Annotated in this window: 15 protein-coding genes; 13 read left to right on the top strand and 2 right to left on the bottom strand. The window is 35.1% G+C overall.

Features of this window, described 5'->3' with window-relative positions; all coding sequences use genetic code 11:
- Positions 1 to 86 precede the first annotated feature (86 nt).
- From OWK30_RS10220 to OWK30_RS10190, 7 genes are all read left to right on the top strand, one after another.
- A complete protein-coding gene (locus OWK30_RS10220; RefSeq protein ID WP_423326176.1) occupies positions 87 to 1,064 on the top strand; it encodes a TRAP transporter substrate-binding protein in 978 nt (325 codons plus the stop codon).
- The gene (locus tag OWK30_RS10215; protein ID WP_423326174.1) at positions 1,061 to 1,552 is read left to right on the top strand and encodes a TRAP transporter small permease subunit; all 492 of its coding nucleotides are present in this window, start codon (positions 1,061 to 1,063) and stop codon (positions 1,550 to 1,552) included. The genes OWK30_RS10220 and OWK30_RS10215 overlap by 4 nt, the downstream gene beginning before the upstream one ends.
- Entirely contained in the window at positions 1,549 to 2,883 is a 1,335-nt protein-coding gene (locus OWK30_RS10210; RefSeq protein WP_423326172.1) for a TRAP transporter large permease, read from the top strand. Before OWK30_RS10215 ends, OWK30_RS10210 begins: the two co-directional genes overlap by 4 nt.
- A 417-nt stretch (positions 2,884 to 3,300) precedes the next feature.
- Complete coding sequence (locus tag OWK30_RS10205; protein WP_423326170.1) at positions 3,301 to 4,431, top strand: MFS transporter; 1,131 nt, start codon at positions 3,301 to 3,303, stop codon at positions 4,429 to 4,431.
- Positions 4,432 to 4,521: 90 nt separating this feature from the next.
- A complete protein-coding gene (locus OWK30_RS10200) occupies positions 4,522 to 5,205 on the top strand; it encodes a TorD/DmsD family molecular chaperone (protein ID WP_423326168.1) in 684 nt (227 codons plus the stop codon).
- A gap of 70 nt (positions 5,206 to 5,275) precedes the next feature.
- Positions 5,276 to 5,605, top strand: coding sequence for a c-type cytochrome (locus OWK30_RS10195; protein ID WP_423326166.1), 330 nt, complete (start codon positions 5,276 to 5,278; stop codon positions 5,603 to 5,605).
- Between the two features lie 87 nt (positions 5,606 to 5,692).
- Positions 5,693 to 7,492, top strand: a complete 1,800-nt coding sequence (locus OWK30_RS10190; RefSeq protein ID WP_423326164.1) for a DUF3373 family protein — start codon at positions 5,693 to 5,695, stop codon at positions 7,490 to 7,492.
- Between the two features lie 295 nt (positions 7,493 to 7,787).
- Here the strand turns inward: OWK30_RS10190 and OWK30_RS10185 are convergent, their stop codons facing one another.
- Positions 7,788 to 8,375 carry a FumA C-terminus/TtdB family hydratase beta subunit gene (locus OWK30_RS10185; protein WP_423326162.1) on the bottom strand — a complete coding sequence of 196 codons (588 nt, stop codon included), beginning with the start codon at positions 8,373 to 8,375 and terminating at the stop codon, positions 7,788 to 7,790.
- Complete coding sequence (locus tag OWK30_RS10180; RefSeq protein WP_423326161.1) at positions 8,365 to 9,234, bottom strand: fumarate hydratase; 870 nt, start codon at positions 9,232 to 9,234, stop codon at positions 8,365 to 8,367. Before OWK30_RS10180 ends, OWK30_RS10185 begins: the two co-directional genes overlap by 11 nt.
- Before the next feature lie 274 nt (positions 9,235 to 9,508).
- On the opposite strand from OWK30_RS10180, the gene acnB reads away from it, so the two are divergent.
- From acnB to OWK30_RS10150, 6 genes are all read left to right on the top strand, one after another.
- Positions 9,509 to 12,049: a bifunctional aconitate hydratase 2/2-methylisocitrate dehydratase gene (gene acnB / locus OWK30_RS10175; RefSeq protein ID WP_423326159.1), complete on the top strand. Its 2,541-nt coding sequence runs from the start codon at positions 9,509 to 9,511 to the stop codon at positions 12,047 to 12,049.
- Between the two features lie 462 nt (positions 12,050 to 12,511).
- The gene (locus OWK30_RS10170) at positions 12,512 to 14,749 is read left to right on the top strand and encodes an NADP-dependent isocitrate dehydrogenase (protein ID WP_423326157.1); all 2,238 of its coding nucleotides are present in this window, start codon (positions 12,512 to 12,514) and stop codon (positions 14,747 to 14,749) included.
- 82 nt (positions 14,750 to 14,831) lie between these two features.
- The gene (gene mdh, locus OWK30_RS10165; RefSeq protein WP_423326155.1) at positions 14,832 to 15,809 is read left to right on the top strand and encodes a malate dehydrogenase; all 978 of its coding nucleotides are present in this window, start codon (positions 14,832 to 14,834) and stop codon (positions 15,807 to 15,809) included.
- 125 nt (positions 15,810 to 15,934) lie between these two features.
- Positions 15,935 to 17,116, top strand: a complete 1,182-nt coding sequence (gene sucC, locus OWK30_RS10160; protein WP_423326153.1) for an ADP-forming succinate--CoA ligase subunit beta — start codon at positions 15,935 to 15,937, stop codon at positions 17,114 to 17,116.
- Positions 17,113 to 17,985 (top strand): succinate--CoA ligase subunit alpha, encoded by an 873-nt coding sequence (sucD, locus tag OWK30_RS10155; protein ID WP_423326151.1) that lies wholly within the window; start codon positions 17,113 to 17,115, stop codon positions 17,983 to 17,985. The genes sucC and sucD overlap by 4 nt, the downstream gene beginning before the upstream one ends.
- A gap of 15 nt (positions 17,986 to 18,000) precedes the next feature.
- Entirely contained in the window at positions 18,001 to 18,201 is a 201-nt protein-coding gene (locus tag OWK30_RS10150; protein ID WP_423326149.1) for a 4Fe-4S binding protein, read from the top strand.
- Positions 18,202 to 18,217 lie beyond the last annotated feature (16 nt).

The following is an 18,217-nucleotide window of genomic DNA, read 5'->3' as shown; positions in this document are numbered from 1 at the left end:
TAGGATAAAATTAAGATTGAATAAGGAGATTATTTATTTATAATTAATTAGCTAGATTAAGCACTACAAATAAAAAGGAGGATGTCATGAAGTATGTAAAAAATGTTTTAAGTTTTATGTTGGCACTAATGTTTTCTTTAACCGTGTTTGCTGGAAATGTTAAGCTTGATTTAAATGCTATTTATGGTGCTACCAGTTTTCATACTCAGGGAGCGATGGAATTTGCTAAATTGGTGGAAAAATACTCTAATGGTAGCGTGAAAATAATTGTTCATCCTGGTGGAAGTTTGGGGTTTAAAGGCCCAGAGCTTCTAAAAGCTGTAAAAGATGCTCAAGTTCCTATGTCTGATATTCTGATGGGTGTTGTTGCAGGTAGTGAACATGTTTTTGGAATAAGTTCATTACCAAGACTTGTTTCAAACTTTAAAGAAGCAAGAGCTTTATATGAAGATTGTAAGCCGCTCTATGAAAAAGCTGCATTGAAATGGAATCAAAAGTTTTTATATGCTGCTCCATGGCCACCAAGTGGTTTGGTTACCAAAAAAGAAATAAAAAGTGTTGCTGATTTAAAAGGGCTTAAAACAAGGACTTACGACAAGAACGGTGCAAAGTTTTTGAGAGAGCTTGGTGGGTCTCCTGTATCAATGCCATGGGGAGAGGTTTACTCATCTCTCAGGACCGGAGTAATTGATTCTGTGTTAACTTCCACAGAATCTGCAAAAAATGGTAAATTCTGGGAAGTATTGAAATATTTTACAAATATTTACTATGCGTTTCCTCTCAATATGGTGACTATAAATCTTGACTACTGGAAGTCATTGTCAAAAGATCAGCAAAAAGCAATTTTGAAAGCAGCCAGAGAAATAGAAGAAAAACAATGGAAAAATTCAAAAGAAAGGTATTTTACTGCTGCTAAGATACTAGAAAAGCATGGAATGATTATAAATGATCCTACACCAGAATTAGTTACGGCTATGGATAAGGCTGCTAAAAAGATTATTGAAGAGTTTATGAAAAAAGCAAAAGGTAAAGAAAGAAAAGTTTTGGAAAAATATGTAAAATGAAAAGAATATTAAGAATCATTGAGACGGCATCGAATATCGGTGCCGTTTTTTCAGCAATTTTTATGATTTTAATTGTATGTTTGATAGCAGTAGAAATTTTTCTTAGGGCTTTGTTCAATACATCCACGTTGATAGCTGATGAATACAGCGCTTATATGTTTGTTTTTGTGGTAATGTTGGGCTTATCTTACACTTTTAAGGAAAAAAGCCATATAAGAATTACTATTATTACATCGAGATTGGGAGAAAAAGCTCGAAACTATCTTGAGACAGTAGTTCTTTTTGTTGTTTTGGCAATACTTGTTTTTTCCATATATCATTCTGCAATGATGGTGTATGACACTTATTCTTTGGATATGCGTGCGGATACAATAGCGGAAACGCCGCTTTATTTACCTCAAATAGCATTACCTATAGGATATACAATTTTTGCTTTGCAGGTTTTTGGCGAAATTTTGAAAAAATTTATTAAAGAGGATGGTAAATGATCTCTGATCCACTAATACTTTCCTTTATTATGTTTGGTATCATGTTTTTGTTTTTGCTTAGTGGCTTATGGATAGGATTTTCTCTTTTTGCTGCAGCTATCGCTGGGATGTTGCTTTACAAGTTTAATTTGCCACCCACTATCTCTGTTTGGCACAAAATTGGAGCGTTGATTGCAAATTCTGTATGGAACAGTTTGGATTCTTGGTCTTTGACTGCACTACCTTTGTTTATTTTGATGGGTGAGGTGTTATACAGGACTGCTATTTCTACAAAGCTGTTGAATGGATTATTACCATGGCTTACAAAGGTGCCAGGAAAATTACTTCATATAAATGTTGTAGCATGTTCACTGTTTGCAGCAGTTTCAGGCTCAAGTGCAGCTACTACAGCTACAGTGGGAAAGATTACGTTGGATGAACTTTCAAAGAGAGGATATGATAAAAATCTTGCATTGGGTTCTCTTGCCGGGGCTGGGACTCTTGGTTTTCTTATTCCACCAAGTTTAATTATGATTATTTATGGTGTGCTTTCTGACACATCTATCGGTAAGCTTTTTGTAGGTGGTGTTATACCTGGCTTAATGCTTGCTGGTATGTATTCTTCATACATAATTATTGTTTCTTTGTTAAAGCCAAATGTGGTTCCTAAAGACGATGAAAAATTTTCTTTTAAAGAAAAAATTAAACGATCAAAAGAAATATTTCCTGTTTTATTTCTTGTTTTTATAGTGTTAGGTGGTATTTATCTTGGTTTTACAACACCCACTGAAGCAGCTGCCATAGGTGTATTAGGTGCTTATTTGCTTGCCATATTGTTTAAAAACCTAACATGGGAAAACTTTAAGATTTCTCTTTTAAGTGCTGTCAAGACAACCTGTATGATTTCGTTTATAATAATGGGTGCTGCGTTTTTATCACAGGTAGTTGGTTTTGTGGGAATAGCTAGAGCGTTGAGTGAATATATTGCAGGCTTAAATTTGTCACCTTATGTTTTGATTTTTGTTGTGGGATTGATGTATATCTTTTTAGGGATGATTTTGGACGGAATTTCCATGGTAGTTATGACTCTACCCATTGTATTACCCATTGTTACTTTGGCCGGGTTTAAGCCATTATGGTTTGGTATATTTTTAGTATTCATGGTGGAGTTGGCTCAGATTACACCACCTGTAGGTTTTAGTCTTTTTGTAATTCAGGGAATATCAGGTGAGGATATATCTAAAATCTTAAAGGCTACATTTCCATTTTTTCTTATAATGATAATCATGGTTGTTTTAATTACTATGTTTCCAGAGATTGTATTTTATCTTCCTCAAAAAATGATTGAATAAATAAAATTTAAAAAGGGTGTTTTTTAATTTTGTTTTTGTTTTCTGTGGTGTTTGTTTTTAATTTTGCTATATTTTTTATCTTTTAAATATAAATTATATTGCATAATAGCTGTTAATAAAAACATGATAATCAAAAAGAGCTGATGAGTTTTCATTTTTACCTCCTTCATCTTTTTTATATTTATATGATTATTAATGGTTAAAAAAATTCAAAATTTTATAAAAAAACACGCTTTTTCTTTGTTGTTGAAGGTGCAAAACGACGAAGTAAGCCAATATTACCAATATGTTAAACATATAGTTATGCATTGGTAACTTCGTTGAATAAATAAATTTTTCAATGTTCCAATAATGAACATTGATTGTTGAACTTAGAACAATATTGATAAATCCTATAAATGAATTTATAGTGCGTTTATGAATAAAAAATATATTTTTATTGCTTCTTTTGTGACTGTTATGACATTTTCGGCTCTTTATGCCCCTCAACCTTTATTGCCTGTTTTTTCTGAAGAGTTTTGCATCACTTCAGATAAATCATCACTGTTGATTACGATTACCTTGATTCCTCTAGCCATTGCGCCTCTATTTTATGGTTATATCTTAGAGAAATTTTCTGCGAAGAAACTACTACTAGTTGCAACTTTTTTGCTAGCTTTTAGTGAGTTGATAGTTTATTTTGCATCTGATTTTACAATAATTCTTTTGGCTAGATTGATTCAAGGTCTTATTATTCCAGCAATTCTCACTGCATTAATGACTTATATTTCTTTGATTTCAAGTTTTGATTCTGTTCAAAGAGTAATGTCTATTTATATAGCAAGTACTATTATGGGGGGGTTTTTTGGGAGATTTATTGCGGGATTAATATCAAGTATATTTGGATGGCGTTATGTGTTTTTATTTTTAAGTATGAGCCTAATTTTTTCATCTTTTTTGATTCTTAAACTAAAAAAAGATGAAAAAGTCAAGGTAAACAAAATTAATTTGTCAGTCTTTAAAGATGTTTTATCTAATAAGATATTTTTATACTATTATTTTTCGATTTTTTGTGTATTTTTTGTGTTTGCAGCACTATTGAATGCTTTGCCTTTTCGTATGAAAGAGATATCTACAAATATTGGTGAATTTAAAACTGGGGTAATGTATAGTGGTTATATGCTTGGAATTGTAGCTTCATTAAATTCTACTAAAATTATCAAAGTATTTAAAGGTTCAGTCAGAAATGCAGCCCTTGCAGGAGCTACACTTTATTTTGTTTCATTGCTTATATTATCGATAGAAAGTATTATAATATTTTTTATAGGTATGTTTTTTTTCTGCGGTGGTATGTTTACGGTTCATTCTCTTGTCTCAGGATTTTTAAACAAGTTATCTGATGATCATAAAGGTGTGGTAAATGGATTGTATGTATCATTCTACTATTTAGGTGGAAGTATTGGATCTTTTTTACCAATTTTAGTTTATAGACATTATGGGTGGTACGTTTTATTAATCACACTAGGATGTATAATATTATTGGCAAAATTTTTTATAAAACAATGCTGATAAAAAATTGCATATTGTATACAAAAAAGTCTTTACAAACAAAAATCAAAATATTAATATATTAAAAAGTATAGATAATAGAGGTTGATTTTGATTGATTTTAGTGATTTGAAAAATGTTTTGCTTAAAGGAAATGTCGAAGATCTTCCACTTAGGAGTATAAATCCCGATCAGTTAGGACTTGAAAGTTTATCGTCTGTTTTTTTCTTTTTATCTCTTTGCTATCGATATCCAGATAAAGAAATATATGAGAGGATAAAAGAAATATTACCTGTTTTTCAGGATTTTTTAGAAGATTATGTAGGGAATTTACCTGAGTTGCCAGATCAGGTAGATATGGAAGCTGAGTATGTAAGACTTTTTGTATCAAATTATGGTGGTGTTGTCGCTGTGCCTTACGCTTCATATTATCTGGAAGAGGAAAAGTTATTAATGGGCGAAACTACTGTTGCATTAAGAGATATGATGAACAATGAGGGTTTTATCTTAAGAGAAGATATAAAAGAGGTAGTGGATCACATACATATTATATTGGAATTTTGTTCTGGTCTTATAAATAAAATTATTGATATGAAAAAAAAGAATGAAAATTTTATAAATACACTTGCTACGCTTTTTACCATCTTGTACAATTATATTGGTAAGTATGTAGTTGAGTTTTCAGACAAGGTAATAGAAGGTTCTAATTTGGCTTTTTATAAAGATGTTTCTATAGCATTAAAAGGATTGTTTTTGGAGTTAGATGAGATATTTGCAGAAATTTTTGATTTATAAGTAAGAGTTTTTTGATTGTAATAAAAAGATAAAAATGGCTTTTTTAAAGCCGTAAAATAAGGAGGTTGCTATGAAAAAAGTATTTGTATCGATGCTAGTTGTTGCACTAATTGCTGTTTTTGCAACTACTGCTGTTTTTGCAAAACCAAACACAAGAAAAGGCAAAAGAGTTTGGAAGAAAAACTGTCGTCTTGCATGCCATGATGGTTCAAAAGCTGATGCACCAGCTCTTAGTCCAGTGAGCAAGACCCAGGCTCAGTGGAAAGCTTTGTTACCAAAGATTAAAAAGTGTGCAGCAAACAGATCTGCAAAAAAACTTAGTGACAAAGATATTGAGAACATGTTTCAGTATCTTTACGATCATGCTCTTGATTCTGACCAGCCAGAAACTTGTGGTTAATATTTGAAAGAGGCAGAGCAATGCTCTGTCTCTTTTGTCATATTTAGAATCCTACTAGAAGGGTAGTTTATTAAAAGGAGGTTGATTATGAAAAAGTTTTTAGCAGTTTTATTGGGAGTGTTCTTTGTAGCATCCTTTGCTTTTGCTCAGGATGTAGACCTTGAGCAGCTTAAGAAACAGATTGCTGATTTGCAAGCACAAGTTGATCAGATGAGCAAATTTGTAAATCAAAACACCAGACACACAGCCACTGATAAGCTTTCCATCAGCGCAGAATTCATGACAAGATTTGACAGCATCCAATACAAAGATGTAAGAGCACTTCCAGCTTTTGCAAGCGACATGATGAGTTTATGGTTAGCTGATAGTTTATCTCAAGGAGATGGAACTGTTGATGGAACACTGAGTACTAATTCAAATGGTACATGGGATACACAAGATCCATATAACCTTAGTACGGGAACATCTGATGGCTTTAATGATACTTTTTTTGCTGCTTACGGTGCTGATTTTGCACAACTTCTTGCTGCTCTAGGCTATCCTATGAATGCGGCAACATTTGATATGTTAACAAATATGTTTGCAGATAGACAGTTAAGTGCTAATGAAGTTAAAATTATTCAAACCATGTTTAAAGCTATAAAGCCACGTAAATATGATGCAAACAATGATTATATGTTGACTGAAAGGTTAAGACTTCGTTTGAAATCTAAAGTAAATGAGCATCTTTCTTTTACTGGTCGTCTTGTTATGTATAAAACATTTGGTGATTCCACACCAATTCATTTCTTCAATGGTACTATGAGCAGTATATTTATGGACAGTAATTCTGCTCAGTATCCAACAGATGACAGTATAAGAGTGGAAAGAGCTTATTTTGTATATAAAAACAGTATTGGTGATGTTCACTGGCACTTCTCCTTTGGTAGAAGACCTGCAGCATACGGTTATGGTATGGAAAACCATGAGAATGCAGTGCTTGGTGGTTCTCCTGTAGCTTCTATTATTCAGATGAATTTTGATGGTGGTTCACTGGGATTTAACCTTGAAGATGTTACAGGAATTCCTGGGCTTAATATTAAATTTTGCTATGGTCAAGGGTTTGAAGGGCAATATGGTACACTCAATTCTTTGAATTCTCAGGCTGATGTAAATGATGTTCATTTCTTTGGTGTAATTGCTAAGCTTTTTGATAATGATGAATACAAAATATTGTATAATTATGCTCACGGGTTTGGTTTAACAGATGGTTTTATTGGATTAACAGTTATGCCATTTTATGTGACAGGTAATGATTATAATTTAGATGGAAAATATGATACATATACCCTTGTACCAAATTATGGTGGTTTTGTATCACGTGTAGAGCCAATGAGTGAAGTGGGTAACATCGATCTTCATACACTCATGGTTGAAGGTATTACATATGACTTTAGCTGGTTTGCATCATACTCCATGAGTAAGACTGACCCAACAGGACGTAGTGAAAATCCAATGTATCAATTTATGGGAATGGACAAAATGATGGATGGTACTGGTCACATGATATGGGTAGGTGTTATGACTCCTGAGCTTCCTTTTACTGGTGGTAAATTAGGAGTGGAATACAACCATGGTAGCAAATACTGGCAGCCATTTATGAATACATGGGATGCTCAAAAGCTTGCAACCCGTGGTGATGTTTACGAAGTATACTATCATCAGCCTATTGTTGGTAACAGATTCTTCGCTACTCTTGGATTTATTTACTATGATTATGAATACACAAATAGTGGTAACTACCTTGGTGAGCCTGTGAAAATAGAGGATGCTACTGCATTCAATACAATGATGCCTGTTGTTGATAAAGTAGAGCAGTTCTATCTTAAAGCTACTTACAGATTCTAATGCTCCTGTAGGTTGTTATAATAGAAATAGATATAGGCCGGGATTTCCCGGCCTTTTTTTGTCATTCAAAGCGTTAGCGAAGATTATAAACCTTATCCTTTACTGTCATTCTGAATGAAATGAAGAATTTCAAAAAAAATTGGTAACATTAAAATGTTAAGAATTCCTTCGGTCAGTATCGTTCCCACAGGATGACAAATGCAAGTCACTTAGCTAAGGATAACACAATAAGAACCGTGATATGAAACGCGTGATGTATGACTGAAAAAAAATGGGAGCGGTAGCTCCCGAAAATTTATTTTAGACCCATCAATTCCTTGGCTTTTTCTTCTGATTTTTCAAGAATTTGTTTGTGAAGGCTGTTCCCATGAGAATCCATGGTTACAACAACAGGGAAGTCTTCTACTTCGATTACCCAAAATGCTTCAGGTGTACCAAACTCTTCTAACTTGAAAACTTCTTTAACTTTAATCACTTTCTTTGCAATAAGTGAACCAGCTCCACCAACAGCATGGAAATAAACTGCACCACACTTTTTCAAACCTTCAGCAGTTTTTGGTCCCATACCACCTTTACCAATAACACCTCTAACCTGATATTCACAGATTACATCGGCCTGATAAGGTTCTTCTCTTGATGATGTTGTAGGGCCAGCAGCAACAAATTCCCAACTACCATCATCGTTTTTCTTAACAACAGGCCCACAGTGGTAAATTACAGAATCTTTTAAATATTCTCTGATAAAATCAGGTTTTTCTTCCACCATCAATTTATGTGCTTGATCTCTAGCAGTTACGATTGTACCTGATAAAAGGACTTCATCGCCCACTTTTAATTTTCTTATTTCTTCTTCACTTATTGGTGTAGTTAATTTAATCGGCATAAGTCACCTCGCCATCTTTTATGGTTAAAGATTTTCTCCTGTAAGCCCAACACATGTAAGAAATTGCTACATAATAAGTAGCAGGATGTCTATGCTGAGCGTCTATGTGGACACCCAAGACAGTTGTTTTTCCTCCAAAACCCATAGGACCGATACCAAGTTCATTCAGTTCTTTGTATAGTTCTTCTTCAAGCTTTGCAATTTCTGGGTTTGGATTTTTTTCGTTAAGCTTTCTGAAAAATTGTTCTTTTGAAAGAGCATAAGATGTTACTCTGTCGCCACCAATTCCTACTCCTATTGTTCCAGGTGCGCAACCAAATCCCTGAGCTTTAACCACAGCATCAATTATAACTTTTTTAACACCTTTCAAGTCTCTACCGGCTTTCAGATTTGAATCTGGGAGTTTGTATTGAATACCAACGTTTTCACTACCGCCACCTTTGAGCATAAGTCTAATTCTTACTTCATCCTTATCCCATTGATGGAAATGGATATAAGGGGCATTTTTTCCAATATTGTTGCCTGAATTTTTCCCAGTAATAGGATCTACAGCATTTGGTCTAAGATATTGTTTTTTAGTAGCTTCTGCAGCAGCCCATTCAATGGCTTCACGATAAGTTTTTTCAGCGTGGCCAACAGGAAAATCGATGTAGAATATCAAAGCACCAGTGTCTTGACAAATTGGTGTGGAATTTTTTCTAGCAAGTTCTACATTTTCGAGGATTGTTTTAAAAACACTTTTTGCAGGTGTCCCCTCATCCTCTCTTTCGTAAGCTTTTTTTAAGGCATCTTCAATATCGGGGGGTAAATCAGTTGCAGCTCTCCTAATTAGTTCTAATACTGCTTCTTTTAATTCCATAATCACCCTCACATATGAGATTTTATAAGATAATACATTTTTCTTATGGCATAAAATATCTTTAAAGTCAACTGTATATTGTATACACTTAAATAGTGTTTTATTTTTAACTGCTTTAGAAAGTTGTTATATTGCTTGAGTACTAATTGAAAAGAATGATAAGTTGCCTAAAGATCTTTGAATAACTAAAGAATATAAAAATACGTTTTAGCAAATTGACAAAGTATCAAAAAAATAGTATACAGTATACAAAATTTCTTGTGAGGGGTGAATTATGCTAGATAAGTACATGGAACATGTGAAGGAGCGTGAATCATTAGGGATACCACCATTGCCATTATCTCCTGAACTAACTGAAGAAGTATGCAGACTTTTAGAAAATCCTCCTGAAGATAAAAAAGATTTATTACTTCATTTAATTACAGACAGAGTAGCTCCCGGAGTAGATCCTGCTGCTAAAGTGAAAGCTGAATGGTTATATAAGGTAGCAAAAGGTGAAAAGTCATCTCCTGTTGTTTCAAAGGAAGATGCTGTATTTTTACTTGGGACAATGATTGGTGGTTATAATGTTGGTTATCTTATTGACTTGTTAAATGATGATGAGCTTGCTTCTAAAGCGGCTGAAGCACTTAAAAACACTATTTTAGTGTATGATGCTTTTGATAAAATTGTTGAAATGTCAAAAGATAATAAGTATGCAAAAGAAGTATTAGAATCATGGGCTAATGGTGAATGGTTTACAAATAAACCAGGGTTTCCTGATGAGATTAAGGTTAAGGTTTTTAAGGTTGATGGAGAAATCAATACTGATGATTTTTCTCCTGCAAAACATGCATGGAGTAGGCCAGATATTCCGCTGCATGCTCTCAGCATGGGTGAAACAAGATTCCCAGGAGGGATAGAAACTATTAAGCAGTTTCGTGAAGAAGGGTATAAAGTGGCATTTGTTGGGGACGTGGTTGGTACAGGCTCTTCAAGAAAGTCCGCTTGTAATTCTTTGATGTGGCATATTGGGGAAGATATTCCTTATGTACCAAATAAAAGAAGAGGCGGAATTGTAATCGGTGGTCTGATTGCTCCTATTTTCTTTAATACTACCCAGGATTCTGGTGGTCTTCCTATCATGTGTGATGTTTCAAAACTGAAAACTGGTGATGTGATAATTATTGATACTAAAAAAGGTGAGATAAGAAGCGAGAATGGAGATGTTTTATCTACATTTGAAATTAAGCCACCAACATTAAGAGATGAATTTAGAGCTGGTGGTAGATTAAATCTTATTATTGGTCGCTCACTTACAAACAAAGCAAGGGAAGTGTTAGGTCTTGGTGAAAGTGACTTGTTTATTAAGCCAGACAATCCTACACCTAAACCAAATCAAGGTTACACACTTGCTCAAAAGATTGTGGGTAAAGCATGTGGTTTACCAGGCGTGCTACCTGGAACAGCTTGTGAGCCGAAAATGACAACTGTAGGTTCTCAGGATACCACAGGTCCAATGACTGCTGATGAGTTAAAAGAGCTTGCTTGTTTAAAGTTTCAAACCGAGCTATTTATGCAGTCATTCTGTCATACGGCAGCTTATCCAAAACCTGCTGATGTTAAAATGCATCACACACTTCCTCAATTTATTGTGGAAAGGGGTGGTGTTGCACTTAAACCAGGAGATGGAGTTATTCATTCTTGGTTGAACAGGTTATTGTTGCCTGATACCGTTGGTACAGGTGGTGATTCTCATACAAGGTTTCCTATTGGTTTATCTTTCCCAGCAGGGTCGGGGCTTGTGGCGTTTGCAGGTGCGCTAGGTTTTATGCCTCTTGATATGCCTGAATCTGTGTTGGTTAAATTCAAGGGTGAATTAAATCCTGGAATTACTTTAAGAGATGTGGTAAACGCTATTCCATATTTTGCAATAAAACAAGGGCTTTTAACAGTAGAGAAGAAAGGTAAGAAAAATATATTCAATGGTAGAATTCTTGAAATGGAAGGTCTTCCAAATTTAACTGTGGAGCAGGCATTTGAATTGACAGATGCTTCAGCAGAAAGGTCAGCGGCAGGTGCTACAATTAAGCTTTCAGAAGAAAGTGTTGCTAATTTCTTACGTAGTAATATCGCATTGATGAAGAGGATGATTGAAGAAGGATATCAGGATGCTGATACTTTAAAGAGAAGAATAGAAGCATGCGAAAAGTGGCTTGAGAACCCTGTGCTTCTCGAAAGAGACGAAAATGCAGAGTATGCTGCAGTAATTGAGGTTGATTTGTCAGAGATTACTGAACCTATTGTTGCATGTCCAAATGATCCAGATGATGTGAAACTTTTGAGCGAAGTGGCCGGTGATAAGATTGATGAGGTGTTCATTGGTTCTTGTATGACAAATATTGGACATTTTAGAGCAGCTGGTAAAATATGGGAAGGTTGCAAAGAAGCACCTACAAGAATTTGGTTAACTCCACCAACAAAGATGGATAAAGCTCAATTGATGGAAGAGGGGTATTACTCAATTTATTCTGCAATTGGTGCAAGGACAGAAATTCCAGGATGTTCATTATGTATGGGTAACCAGGCGAGAGTTCGCTCTAAATCAACAGTGATTTCTACATCCACAAGAAACTTCGATAACAGAATGGGGGATGGTGCTAGAGTTTACCTTGGTTCTGCAGAGCTTGCTGCAGTAGCGGCTTTAAAAGGTAAATTGCCAACACCTGAAGAGTATTTTGAGGTCATAAAAGAAAAGTTAGAGCCTAAGAAGGACGAAGTATATAGATATTTAGAATTTCATAAGATGGGCGATTTCAAGTTAGATTACGCATAATATTTGATCTAATATTTTGTCCGGGAAAGTAAAAATAACTCCCGGACACCTTTTTTTGGGTATATTATAAAAAAAATCTATAACACATAATAGAAAATATTAAGAATGTGTGAGTTTAGAAGTTGTTAATGAATCAATCATAAGGTTAATAAATCATAATATTAAAATTTAAACAGAATGAATTTTTGATTATGAAGGTTGTAGTGTATTTAAAATAAGGTTTTCTTTGGGAAGCTCCTTATGTATTCAGAAAAGAGTAAATATTTTTTTATGCACTTTGATTCGTAAAAATAAATACTGTTTTAATATTAAGATATTCAATATATCTTGACTTTGTTAAGTAAATTATATATATTTGTATACAGTATACATAGAGTAAAGTAAAACTGTGTATTATAATTTGTGCCTTTATAGTTTTATAAGTATTAAGGCACTTTTAAAAAAGAATTGTGAGGAGTGGTTATGGCAGAAAAGAAACCAACAATTATTTGGACCGAAACAGATGAAGCACCTTATCTAGCAACTTTTTCACTTTTGCCTATCGTAAAAGCTTATTTGAAGCATGCAGATGTTGATGTTGAGGTGAGGGATATTTCTGTTGCCGGGAGGATTCTTGCAACATTTCCGGATTATTTAACTGATGAGCAGAAAGTTTCAGATGATTTGGCATATCTTGGTGAACTTGTTAATAAGCCTGAAGCTAATATTATCAAGTTGCCTAATATTAGTGCCTCGATTCCACAGCTCAAAGAGGCAATAGAAGAGCTTCAGAAACAAGGGTATAAAGTACCAGATTATCCTGAAGAGCCTGAAACTGAGGAAGAAAAGAAAATCCAGGAAAGATATGCTAAAGTGTTGGGTAGTGCCGTTAATCCTGTTTTAAGGCAAGGCAACTCTGATAGAAGAGCGCCTTTAGCTGTTAAGAAATATGCTCAAAAATATCCTACATCAATGGGGCTTCCATTAAAAGATTGGCCCGAGAATTCTAAATGTCATGTTTCATATATGGATGGTGGTGATTTTTATGAAAATGAAAAATCAGTGACAATTGAAAAAGAAACTGATGTGAAGATAGAGTTTGTTGATAAAGATGGTAATGTTAAAATTCTAAAAGAGCTTCATTTGCTTGAAGGTGAGGTTTTTGACGGTACTTTTATGAGTGCCAAAAAACTGCGTGAATTTTATGAAGAGCAAATAAAGGATGCAAAAGAAAAAGATGTTCTTTTATCTCTTCACCTGAAAGCTACAATGATGAAAGTTTCCGACCCGGTGCTTTTCGGTCATGCAGTTACTGTTTATTTTAAAGATGTTTTTGAAAAGTATGCTGATCTTTTTGAAGAAATAGGTGTTAATCCTAACAATGGATTAAGCGATGTCTATAAGAAGCTACAAAAGCTTCCTGAAGACAAAAGAAAAGAGATAGAAGATGCTATTCAGGATGTTTATAAGAAAAATCCTGCTCTTGCCATGGTTGATTCTGATAAAGGGATTACAAATCTTCATGTACCTAATGACATTATTATTGACGCATCTATGCCTGTGGTTGTTAGGGACGGTGGTAAAATGTGGGGTCCTGATGGCCAGTTACATGATACAAAAGCTATGATCCCTGACAGATGCTATGCTACTATGTATGCAGAAGTGATTGAAGATTGTAAGAAGAATGGTGCTTTTGACAGATCTACAATGGGAAGTGTTTCTAATGTTGGACTAATGGCTATGAAAGCCGAAGAATACGGTTCTCATGATAAAACATTCATTGCTCCAGATGATGGAACTATAAGGGTTGTAGATACTGATGGGAATGTACTTTTCGAGCATCAAGTGGAAAAAGGAGATATCTGGAGAGCATGTCAGGCAAAAGATGTTGCAATTAAAGACTGGGTAAAACTTGCAGTAAATAGAGCCAAGTTAAGCGGAGAGCCGATTGTGTTCTGGCTTGATAAGAACAGAGCTCATGATGCGCAGTTAATTGAAAAGGTTAATAAGTATCTTAAAGAATATGACTTAAGCGATGTTGAATATCATATTATGGCACCAAGAGAGGCGATGAGATTTACGTTAGAGAGAGTTAGAAAAGGGCTTAATACTATTTCTGTTACTGGTAATGTATTGAGAGATTATCTAACAGACCTATTCCCAATCTTAGAGCTTGGTACTAGTGCTAAGATGCTTTCAATTGTTCCTCTTCTTGCTGGTGGAGGATTGTTTGAAACTGGTGCAGGTGGATCTGCTCCAAAACATGTTCAGCAGTTTTTAAAAGAAGGGCATTTAAGATGGGATTCACTGGGTGAATTCACTGCTCTTGGTGCTTCTTTAGAACATATCTATAATCAGTACAAGAATAAAAAGGCAAAAGTGATGGCTGATGCTATAGATAAAGCGGTTGGTACTCTTCTTGAAAATCAGAAATGGCCAGGAAGAAAGGTTGGACAGTTAGATAATAGAGGTGAGCACTTTTATTTTGCAATGTATTGGGCTGAAGCTTTAGCAGAGCAGAGTGAAGATGCTGAATTAAAAGAAATTTTTACAAAAGTTGCTAACACTATGAAAAATAATGAAGAAAAGATTCTTAAAGAAATTATGGATGCTGAAGGGAATCCAGTTGATATTGGAGGATATTACCATCCAGATAAAGAAAGAATTTCTGCTGCAATGAGGCCAAGTGCGACTTTTAATGAAATCATTGATAATCTTTAGAAATATTAACCGGGCATAAACGCCCGGTTTGTATTGTATATAATCGGCATTATGCCAAAATAAAATTTAAAAGGGGGCTCATATGGCAACATTTAAAAGACCAAAGATAGCATTAATAGGTGGTGGTCAGATTGGTGGTGTTTTAGCTCAACTTTGTGCTTTAAGAGAGCTTGGTGATGTTGTGATGTATGACATCGTTGAAGATATGCCACAAGGTAAATGTCTTGATATCGCTGAAGCTTCAAGGGTTGATGGTTTTGATGTAGAAGTAAAAGGTACTAACGATTATAAAGATATCGAAGGTGCAGATATTTGTATTGTTACTGCAGGTCTTCCAAGAAAGCCAGGGATGAGCAGAGATGACTTGCTTACTACAAATGCAAATATTATTAAAACTGTTGCTGAAAATATCAAAAAGTATGCGCCAGATTCTCATGTAATTGTTATTTCAAACCCTCTTGACGCAATGGTAACATTGATGAGAGAGGTAACAGGTTTTCCTCACAATAGGGTATACGGTCAAGCTGGTGTTCTCGATTCGTCTCGTTTTGCATCATTCATTGCATGGGAACTTGGAGTATCAGTAAAAGATATCAATGCACTTGTTCTTGGTGGGCATGGTGATACTATGGTTCCTCTTGTGAGATATGCAAATGTAAATGGTATCCCAGTAATGGAGCTTCTTGAAAGGAAATATGGTGATGCTGCAAAAGCGAAAGAAGTTATGGATGCTATTGTTGAAAGGACAAGAAAGGCTGGTGGTGAAGTAGTAGCACTCCTTAAAAAAGGTTCTGCATTTTATTCTCCAGCTTCAAGTGCTATTGCTATGGCTGAAGCTGTTCTTAGAGACCAGAAAAGAGTTCTTCCTGTTTGTGCATGGTTGGATGGCGAATATGGTGTAAATGGTATGTACCTTGGTGTGCCAGCGGTTTTAGGTGCAAATGGTGTGGAAAAAGTTATAGAACTTTCTCTTAATGAAGAAGAGCAGGCAATGTTAGATAACTCTGTGAATGCAGTTAAGAAGCTTATTGAGGACATGAAAAGGCTTGGATTCTTATAAAATCGAAAAGGGGTGTTTAACACCCCGTTTTAAAAATAGCTCACCTTAAAAATTGCTTGAAAAATAGGGTGGAGAGGAGTATTACTGAATCAGCGTTCGGTAAAAAAATAAGAGGAAGGTGAGCTATGAATATTCATGAACACCAGGCCAAAGAAATCTTTAGAAAATATGGTGTACCAACCCCAAGAGGTTTTGTGGCATTCAAACCCGAGAATGCCGTTAAAGCTGCTCAACAGCTTGGCGGTGATTTAGATATCTGGGTTGTAAAGGCTCAGATTCATGCAGGTGGAAGAGGAAAAGCTGGTGGTGTCAAACTTGCAAAATCCACTGAAGAAGTTGGGCTTATTGCAAAACAGATGCTTGGTAATAAGCTTGTTACCCACCAGACTGGTCCAGAAGGAAAAGTTGTTCATAGGGTGTATGTTGAAGAAGGGGTTAATATTGAAAAGGAGTTCTATTTAGGAATGGTTTTAGATAGGTCTCTTGAAATGCCTGTTATGATGGCTTCTGCTGAAGGTGGTGTTGAAATTGAAGAGGTTGCTGCTAGAAGTCCTGAAAAAATAATAAAAGTGGCCATTAACCCTACAATCGGTTTTCAAGGGTTTCATGGAAGGAAGCTTGCGTTTGGTCTTGGATTGCCAAGGGAATTGGTAAATAAGTTTATCAGTTTTGCACAAGCTATTTACAATGTGTATATGGATTATGATGCTAACTTAATTGAAATAAATCCTCTTGTATTAACAAAAGAAGGTAAATTTATTGCACTTGATGCTAAAATGGGATTTGATGATAATGCACTTTATAGACAACCAGAAATTCTTGCTATGAGAGATTTAACTGAAGAAGAACCTACAGAGATAGAAGCTGCAAAATATGGTTTAAGCTACGTGAAGCTGGATGGTAATGTGGGTTGTATGGTTAATGGTGCAGGGCTAGCCATGGCTACAATGGATATTATAAAACATGAAGGAGGTCAGCCTGCAAACTTTCTTGATGTAGGTGGTGGAGCTAGTGCTGAAACTGTTGCAAAAGGCTTTGAAATAATCCTAAGAGATCCAAATGTTAAATCAATATTTGTAAATATATTCGGTGGTATAGTAAGATGTGATAGAGTGGCCAATGGTATTATTGAAGCAACAAAAGCTACCAAAGTGGATGTACCTGTTATTGTTAGATTAGATGGAACAAATGCTGAAGAGGCTGCTGAAATTCTTAAAAACTCTGGTATTAGACAACTTATACCTGCTACAGACCTTAAAGATGGTGCTAAAAAAGCTGTTGAAGCAGCAGAAAGGGGGTTGGCATGAGTATATTAGTAAATAAAGATACAAAGGTTATTGTTCAGGGGATTACTGGTAAAGAAGGTTCTTTCCACGCTGAGCAATGTATGGCATATGGTACTCAAATTGTTGGTGGAGTTACTCCTGGTAAGGGTGGTACTACTCATTTGGGTGTTCCTGTGTTTAACACTGTAGAGGAAGCTGTAAAAGCAACAGGGGCAACGGTTTCTTTAGTATTTGTGCCACCTGCATTTGTAGCTGATGCTATAATGGAAGCTGCTGATGCAGGAATTGAACTGATTGTTGCAATTACTGAAGGTACACCAGTAAAAGATATGATGTATGCGAAAGAATATTTGAAACATAGAAAAGTGAAAATGATTGGTCCTAATTGTCCTGGAATCATTACCCCTGAAGAGTGTAAAATAGGTATTATGCCAGGTTTTATTTTCAAAAAAGGTCCAGTTGGACTTATTTCTAAGTCTGGTACTCTTACATATGAAGCAAGTAATCAAATTGTAAAGAAAGGGTTAGGGATTTCAACCGCTGTCGGTATCGGTGGTGATCCTATTATTGGTTTAAGCTATAATGAGTTGCTTCAACTGTTTGAAGAGGATCCAGAAACTAAAGCTATAGTTATGATTGGTGAGATTGGTGGCGATCTTGAAATTCAAGCTGCTAAATATATCAAAGAAAATATTACAAAGCCTGTTGTAGCATTTATTGCTGGTCAAACTGCTCCTAAAGGTAAAAGAATGGGGCATGCCGGTGCTATTATTTCTGGTAGTAAAGGTACAGCTAAAGAGAAAATGGATGCGTTGACTGAAGCAGGTGTTCATGTTGTTGTGAGCCCTGCAGAAATAGGTGAAACTGTTGCTAAAGTTTTAAGTAATTAGAACAAGGAGAGGTAAATGGCAAAAGCTGAAAGAATAGAAATCAATACTAAATGGTGTAAAGGTTGTGAGATTTGTGTTGAGCTTTGTCCTACAGGATGTTTAGAAATGAGAGATTTTAAAGTTTCTGTTAAAGATCTAGATAAATGTATTGCTTGTATGCAGTGTGAATTAAGATGTCCAGATTTTGCAATAGTTGTTTATAAGAAAGAACAATAATTTAGGAGGCTTTGAA

It is taken from the genome of Deferribacter abyssi, assembly GCF_049472655.1.
Taxonomy (GTDB): domain Bacteria; phylum Chrysiogenota; class Deferribacteres; order Deferribacterales; family Deferribacteraceae; genus Deferribacter; species Deferribacter abyssi.
This window is presented reverse-complemented; position numbering and strand designations above follow the sequence as displayed.

Bases quoted from the DNA above. Each gene is read 5' to 3' on its own strand.
- OWK30_RS10210 (WP_423326172.1), top strand. From the start codon at position 1,549: ATGATCTCTGATCCACTAATACTTTCCTTTATTATGTTTGGTATCATG.
- OWK30_RS10190 (WP_423326164.1), top strand. From the start codon at position 5,693: ATGAAAAAGTTTTTAGCAGTTTTATTGGGAGTGTTCTTTGTAGCATCC.
- OWK30_RS10215 (WP_423326174.1), top strand. From the start codon at position 1,061: ATGAAAAGAATATTAAGAATCATTGAGACGGCATCGAATATCGGTGCC.
- OWK30_RS10185 (WP_423326162.1), bottom strand. From the start codon at position 8,375: ATGCCGATTAAATTAACTACACCAATAAGTGAAGAAGAAATAAGAAAA.
- mdh (WP_423326155.1), top strand. From the start codon at position 14,832: ATGGCAACATTTAAAAGACCAAAGATAGCATTAATAGGTGGTGGTCAG.
- OWK30_RS10170 (WP_423326157.1), top strand. From the start codon at position 12,512: ATGGCAGAAAAGAAACCAACAATTATTTGGACCGAAACAGATGAAGCA.
- sucC (WP_423326153.1), top strand. From the start codon at position 15,935: ATGAATATTCATGAACACCAGGCCAAAGAAATCTTTAGAAAATATGGT.
- sucD (WP_423326151.1), top strand. From the start codon at position 17,113: ATGAGTATATTAGTAAATAAAGATACAAAGGTTATTGTTCAGGGGATT.
- OWK30_RS10150 (WP_423326149.1), top strand. From the start codon at position 18,001: ATGGCAAAAGCTGAAAGAATAGAAATCAATACTAAATGGTGTAAAGGT.
- OWK30_RS10205 (WP_423326170.1), top strand. From the start codon at position 3,301: ATGAATAAAAAATATATTTTTATTGCTTCTTTTGTGACTGTTATGACA.
- OWK30_RS10195 (WP_423326166.1), top strand. From the start codon at position 5,276: ATGAAAAAAGTATTTGTATCGATGCTAGTTGTTGCACTAATTGCTGTT.
- acnB (WP_423326159.1), top strand. From the start codon at position 9,509: ATGCTAGATAAGTACATGGAACATGTGAAGGAGCGTGAATCATTAGGG.
- OWK30_RS10220 (WP_423326176.1), top strand. From the start codon at position 87: ATGAAGTATGTAAAAAATGTTTTAAGTTTTATGTTGGCACTAATGTTT.
- OWK30_RS10180 (WP_423326161.1), bottom strand. From the start codon at position 9,234: ATGGAATTAAAAGAAGCAGTATTAGAACTAATTAGGAGAGCTGCAACT.